Source organism: Winogradskyella poriferorum (assembly GCF_050618035.1).
Taxonomy (GTDB): Bacteria; Bacteroidota; Bacteroidia; order Flavobacteriales; family Flavobacteriaceae; genus Winogradskyella; species Winogradskyella poriferorum_A.
This window is the reverse complement of the sequence record NZ_JBODPY010000380.1, coordinates 1-206: the sequence shown is the minus strand read 5'-3', so window position 1 is coordinate 206 and position 206 is coordinate 1. Positions and strand designations below refer to the sequence as shown.

Sequence of the window (206 nt, the reverse complement as noted above, 5' to 3'; positions counted from 1 at the left end):
CTTCACCATCAGCCACAACAATACGGTTTGTCCAAATTTGTAAATCCCCTTTGTCAGGATTGATAATAATATCAAAATTATCATCAACACCATATTTTTTCTTAACAGCATTACGTAAGACATCTTCTAGAATTGCCATTAACGTCACTCTAAACATTAATTTGTCATACTTAAATTCTGAAAATGATTCTATTAACGCTACATTT

The 206-nt window shown here is 30.6% G+C and carries 1 protein-coding gene; it reads right to left on the bottom strand.

The features are described 5' to 3' along the window. A partial coding sequence (locus ACRHOC_RS16130) for a NusA N-terminal domain-containing protein (protein ID WP_431159552.1) occupies positions 1-206 on the bottom strand: 206 nt, incomplete at both ends.